This is a genomic window from Frankia sp. BMG5.23 (genome assembly GCF_000685765.2).
GTDB classification, from domain to species: Bacteria; Actinomycetota; Actinomycetes; order Frankiales; family Frankiaceae; genus Frankia; species Frankia casuarinae.
In genome coordinates, this window is the sequence record NZ_JDWE01000111.1 from 1 (window position 1) to 5,342 (window position 5,342).

A 5,342-nucleotide genomic window follows, 5' to 3' on the forward strand; every position below is an offset into this window, starting at 1 on the left:
CATCCAGGCAGCCGTCGGCCTCCAGAAAATCAACGAACAGCAATCCGAGCGAATACTGAGCTTCGAGAGAATCAAGAGAGTTTCTGAATAACTTCGCTATCTACGCCACGTACCTGGCCGAAGAGTCAGGCAGCACTGGTTGGGACGGCCAACCTCAGCCGCCTCGTCGTGGTAGGTGGTCACGGGCTTGATCTCTTCCGTCAGATCATCGGAGACTTTTGCGAGGTGTCCGCAACTCTCGCAACCCGCCTGCCGGTCGCCGTCATAGCGGACTCGGGGGAGCGGAAACCGATCACAACGCCGGACCAGATCCTGGTTACCGGGACCCTGCGCTCGGGTGGCGTGGCTTCCGTGCACATTACAACCGGCAGTCCGATGGGCTCGGGTTATCGCTTCGAGGTACACGGGACGGCCGGGCGGCTACTGATGGTTGCGGATGGTGACTCATTGGTTGGCCCGCAGTTCATCGTGTATGGGAGTCAGTCACACGGGCAGATGAGACGGATCGAGCTCCCGCCGGAGTACCCTGCGGGGTCTCCGAACATACCGATAGCGGTGCACAATGTGCGTCGGGTCTACCATGACCTCGCCGAGGCGATCCATACCGGGGTCGAAGTGGAACCCAGCTTTAAGAATGGTTGGCAGGTCCACCGGCTTCTGGACACGATCGAACGTGCCGCCCGCAGCGGCAAGCGGCAGCGTCTAGACGACTAGAGGGAAAATGAGGTGACCGGTCAGCGTGGCGTGCCCACGTGCGGCGACCATGCTGGGATGCCAGGGTCGAGTAGCCGGGAGGCGAAACCCCTCCCGGCTACTCGACCCTGCCGCAGCCGCCAACTCGCCGCCGCCTGGCGCGCCAAGGAACTCCTGCGCGACGTGCTTGCGCTCGCCGCGCACCGCTCCGGCCGCCCGATCACCCGCTACGACGTCTCGCACGCCTTGACCAGGTTCTTCACCTATTGCGCCACCACCGGTGAGACCATCCCTGAAATCGTCACTCTCGCCGAGACGATCTCCACGTGGCGTGTTGAGATCGCCAACGCAGTCCTCTACTCCCTGTCCAACGCGGCCACCGAGGGCATCAACCGGCTCGTCAAGCTCGTCTACCGGATCGCGTTCGGCCTGCGCAACGTCACCAACCAGCAGCTCCGCGCCCGCTACTACGCTTCCCACGCAACCCGCCCCACCTGGCTACATACCGTCATCACCCCGCCGCAGATGCCGTGATCAGTCGACCACAGATTCCGGCGAACTGGGAAGAGCCCGATATCTGCACGCCGTCGACGTGGCCACGGGTCTGTCCAGGTAACGGCTCTGGTGCACATTCGGTGGTGACCGTGCGTTAGTGCCGGTGGGTGGGCGTCGGTCGGCCGTCTAATCGGGCAGCTCGGCGTCGGCACGAAGCCCGGCGATCTGCGGCGCGAGACGCCCAAGCCTCGTGATGCGGGGCGAAACGGGCGTCGGGCTGCTATTCACGTTGAGTCATCACCGAATCTAGGGCTTGCAGATTATTAACGCGCAGGTTTGATCTTTGGGGTGAGAGTGATCCCGTGGGCGGCGGCGTGAGCGGTCAGCTCGCTGAGGGTCTTGATCGGTGTCGGGGCTGGCGGGATCGGGGGGCCGTACTCGTCGAGTAACGCCTCTGTCTGGCGTTCCGCGTTGGTGATGGTGCCGGTTGAGACGCCGAAGAGGGTGGCCAGGGCGGGTTTGGGTGTGCCGAAACGGCGGCGGAGCACGGTGGTCAGGATCTGTTCGGCGAGGGTGAGCGCGGGTGGGTGGCCGGCGCCGGGCTTGCGGGTCGGGGGGCCGCCTCGGGCGATGTGCAGGGCCACCTCGCGTTGGACGCGGTGGGGCGCGGCCAGCGTGGAGATCAGCTGCTTCCAGGTGGCGGTATCGAGGCCGGTCAGCGCGGGGTGCGCCCACTCGGGGTGCGCGGGCTCGCGCGCCGGCGGCGGCGGTGGGGGCGGTGGAGCGGGCGGTTCGGGACGCAGCGTGTAGTTCCAGTCGCCGTGCCAGTCGTGGCGGTCGATCGGCAGTGAGGTCATCCGCTCGTCGCTGATTTTGATTCCGTCGGGGTAGGTGCCGGGATCGAGGGTGGCGGTCACGGTCAGCCCGGTGCGGGTGGTGGTCGCGGCGATGGTGTTGACGATGACCTCGTGGCTGGTCAGCGGCCTGCCGCGCCAGTGCAGCGTGATGTGCGAGAACAGCCGGTGTTCGATTTTGTTCCATTTCGACGTTCCGGGCGGGAAGTGGCAGACGGTGATCGCGAGCCCGGTCCGCAGCGCGAACGCGGCGAGTTCGGATTTCCACGCACGGGTGCGGTAGCCGTTGGAGCCGCCGGCGTCCGCGGTGATCAGCAGTCGGCTGGCGTTCGGGTAGGTGGCCTGGCCGGCCGTGGTCCACCAGCGGCGGATCGACTCGACGGCGAACGCGGCGGTGTCGTGGTCGGTGCCGACGTTCACCCAGCCGGCGTTGGCCGCCAGGTCGTAGATCCCGTAGGGGATGGCCTTGCCGAGCGCGGCGTCGGGGAAGTCGTGGGTGGACACCTCGGCAGGCTCGCCTTCGGGGCGCCACTCGCGGCCGCCGTTGCGGAACGTTCCGACGTTCTCCTTCTTCTTGGTGTCCACGCTGATCACCGGGTCGCCGCTGGCATGGTGGGCGCCGGCCTGTTCGGCGATGTACCGGAACTGGCCGTCGCGGTCCGGGTGGCGCTGACCCTCGAGCGTCTTGGCGTTGCTCTGCAGGCTGAACTTCTCGGCACGCAGCAGGTCGGCGACGGTGTCAGGGCCGACCCGGTGGCCCTGACGGGTCAACTCTGCGGCCAGCACCCGGGTCGACTTCGTCGTCCACCGCAGCGGCGACATCGGGTCACCCCGCTCGTCGCGCTCGACCAGGGCCAACAGCGCCAGGCGTAGTCCCGGATCGAGATCGGCGGCGCGCTTACGCCCGCCGCCTGGCCGCCGCACCCGGCCCAGCGGCTCGCCACCCGCGTCCAACTCGTCGACGCCCGCCGACACGGTGGCCTCCCGGACGCCCGCGGCGGCAGCCACCAGCCGGATCCCGCCGTGTCCAAACGCCCGCGCCTCCGCGGCCATCAGCAGCCGCCGCTGCCGCTCATCGAGATGCGGAAAGATCACCTCGAACTTCGCCGCCAGCAGCTCCCGAGTGACCGCAAACCCGCCCATAGCAGAGGATCATGCTGCATCCTCGGAACCTACGGGTTATTTTCCGGCAGACTCTTATTGTGGTGCACCAGGTCCACCTCTTTTCTGATCATGACCTTGACCTGGGCGAATGTGGTTCTCGATCTATCATCTGAGTTCCAGCGCCATGCGATGGTGCTGGTCAGGGCGTCGCCAGCTGGTTCGAGTCCCGGCTGGACGACCGACCATATTGCGACCATGCGAACCGCCTGTCTGCCGAGTGCTGAGCGGCGGCGACGTCGGAGGACATCCGGGGTGGCCGTGGCCTTTCACTGGGTGACGGCGGCGCTGGCGCTCGGGTGGGTCCTGGCAGCCCGTTCGGCGCGCGGTTCATGGTGCCTGTGTCCGCGCCGACGGTGACCTGCCCATGGTGCGGGGCCCAGCAGGGCGAGCCAAGCGGCGGATGGAGGGTTCTATCCTGATCGGGTGTCGTCGGTGGAGATCCGCGTCTGCGAACAGACGGATCTTGATCTCCTTGACCGGTGCATCCCGGCGGCAGGCCGGACGAGCTTTCACCGCCGACGGTTCGAACGGCAGAGCGTCGCCAGAGGGGACATACCTCGTCGCCTGGCTGGCTGGGCGGCCCGTGGGACATCTGCTGATCATCTGGACGGGTTGCGACGTCGACGAAGTGCGGCGGGAGACAGGCGGCTGTCCGGAGTTGAACGCGCTCGGGGTGTGGCCGCCGGAGCAGCGCCGGCACGGGATAGGCCGAGACCTTCTTCGTCACGCCGAGATGCTGGTCGCAGCGCATGGCAGCCGGACGGTCGGTCTTGGTGTGGCTGCCGACAACCCCGAGGCCGCCCGCCTCTACCGGCGACTCGGCTACGTCGTGCGGGTGCAACGCTATGTCGATCGCTGGACCTGGGTCGATCAGGATGGCGTGGAACGCGAGGAAGCCGAGCAGACGAGTTTTCTCGTCAAGAGCCTTCCAGCAGCGCAGGCCTCTGGAGAGCGCGCAACGTGATCGACGTGCTCCAACCGACCCGTCGCTCCGGACGCGGCGTAGCGTGCCGCTCCGCGGATATCTGGAGGAACATGCTGTTTCGGCATTCGCTCGGTACCGCCGGCTTGCTGGAGGCGTCCTCGTCCGGTGTGGCCATCTCCGTTATGAGTCCGTCTGCTGTGGTACACGTGCCCTGAACTGGGCTGAGGCGGCTCGGTCGCCCCTGGGCGGCGGCGAGCGGCCTTGCTGAGCCCTGGGTCGCCACTGCGGTCCGGCGCCACAGTGCATCGACGGGCAGGCCCCACCCGAAACCACCCTTCGGGCTCTGCGAGTGCCAGCCCGTTTCGTATTACGATTGATGGGTGGAGATCCATCGGTCGGCCCGTAAGCATGGCGTCGCCGACGCGGACATCCTCCACGCCGCCGAGCGGTACGTCGTCGCCTACTCGCTGGACGACGACGGGCCACCCTGGCGTGAACTGCGGCTCGGCCCGGGCGGGGCGGGCAACCTGCTGGAGATCGTCGTCCTGCTCCTCGACGACGGCACGGAACTGATCATTCATGCCATGCGGATGCGTTCCCAATACCGGGATCTCCTGCCGTGACCAAGGAGAGCGCACGATGACGAACAAGGAGACCGCCCGCCGGACGGCAGGCGGCGTACCCGTGACCGACGAGCTGGTCGAGGACCTGGCCGCCGAGGCCGAGACCGGCTACGACGTCGCCCACCTCCACCGCCGCGGCGGACGCCGGCCCCTCGGCTCCGCCCCGGGCGAGGTGGTCCCCGTCCGCCTCGACCCCGAACTGCGCGCCGCGCTCAGCGCCCGCGCCCAAGCCGAGCACACCAACGCCAGCGATGTCATCCGCCAGGCTCTCCGCGCCTGGCTCGACGTCGCCTGACCAGACCGGGTCATATCGCGCTCAGTGCGACCTCACGGCGCATCACATCTCCCGAACCCGACCACAAACCGTCGACCCAACCACGACACCCACGATCACGGTCGCGAGACGGGCCGAAGCGTCCGACACCACTAGGAGTTCGGGACATGTGTTCGATTCGCTAGATGACATAGTGACCGGTGCGGTCACTGGGCATCCTTCCTGGTGAGAGCCCGGGTAGCGACCGGTCGGACAGTAAATTCAGGGCCAGCAACCAAGATCAAACGGTTCGGATGCTGGTACACATGGTCCAC

General features: G+C 67.1%; 6 protein-coding genes. 5 read left to right on the plus strand and 1 reads right to left on the minus strand.

The features are described 5' to 3' along the window. The first annotated feature begins 168 nt into the window (after window positions 1-168). Window positions 169-714, plus strand: a complete 546-nt coding sequence (locus BMG523DRAFT_RS27590) for a Gfo/Idh/MocA family oxidoreductase (RefSeq protein ID WP_255361140.1) — start codon at window positions 169-171, stop codon at window positions 712-714. Between the two features lie 57 nt (window positions 715-771). Then, on the plus strand, window positions 772-1,227 hold the full coding sequence (locus tag BMG523DRAFT_RS21665) for a transposase (RefSeq protein WP_076808313.1): 456 nt from the start codon (window positions 772-774) through the stop codon (window positions 1,225-1,227). Between the two features lie 284 nt (window positions 1,228-1,511). On the opposite strand, the gene BMG523DRAFT_RS21670 is transcribed toward BMG523DRAFT_RS21665, so the two are convergent. After that, on the minus strand, window positions 1,512-3,185 hold the full coding sequence (locus BMG523DRAFT_RS21670) for an ISAzo13 family transposase (protein ID WP_023842218.1): 1,674 nt from the start codon (window positions 3,183-3,185) through the stop codon (window positions 1,512-1,514). A 604-nt stretch (window positions 3,186-3,789) separates the two neighbouring features. Between BMG523DRAFT_RS21670 and BMG523DRAFT_RS21675 the strand changes: the two genes are divergently transcribed. From BMG523DRAFT_RS21675 to BMG523DRAFT_RS21685, 3 genes are all read left to right on the plus strand, one after another. Continuing rightward, window positions 3,790-4,170 carry a GNAT family N-acetyltransferase gene (locus BMG523DRAFT_RS21675; protein ID WP_235463245.1) on the plus strand — a complete coding sequence of 127 codons (381 nt, stop codon included), beginning with the start codon at window positions 3,790-3,792 and terminating at the stop codon, window positions 4,168-4,170. A gap of 341 nt (window positions 4,171-4,511) precedes the next feature. Beyond that, window positions 4,512-4,754: a hypothetical protein gene (locus tag BMG523DRAFT_RS21680; RefSeq protein ID WP_011436316.1), complete on the plus strand. Its 243-nt coding sequence runs from the start codon at window positions 4,512-4,514 to the stop codon at window positions 4,752-4,754. A gap of 16 nt (window positions 4,755-4,770) precedes the next feature. Then, window positions 4,771-5,049 (plus strand): ribbon-helix-helix domain-containing protein, encoded by a 279-nt coding sequence (locus tag BMG523DRAFT_RS21685; RefSeq protein ID WP_011436317.1) that lies wholly within the window; start codon window positions 4,771-4,773, stop codon window positions 5,047-5,049. Window positions 5,050-5,342 lie beyond the last annotated feature (293 nt).

Coding starts and splice junctions, on each gene's coding strand:
- BMG523DRAFT_RS21665 (WP_076808313.1), top strand. CDS start 772: ATGCCAGGGTCGAGTAGCCGGGAGGCGAAACCCCTCCCGGCTACTCGA.
- BMG523DRAFT_RS21670 (WP_023842218.1), bottom strand. CDS start 3,185: ATGGGCGGGTTTGCGGTCACTCGGGAGCTGCTGGCGGCGAAGTTCGAG.
- BMG523DRAFT_RS21685 (WP_011436317.1), top strand. CDS start 4,771: ATGACGAACAAGGAGACCGCCCGCCGGACGGCAGGCGGCGTACCCGTG.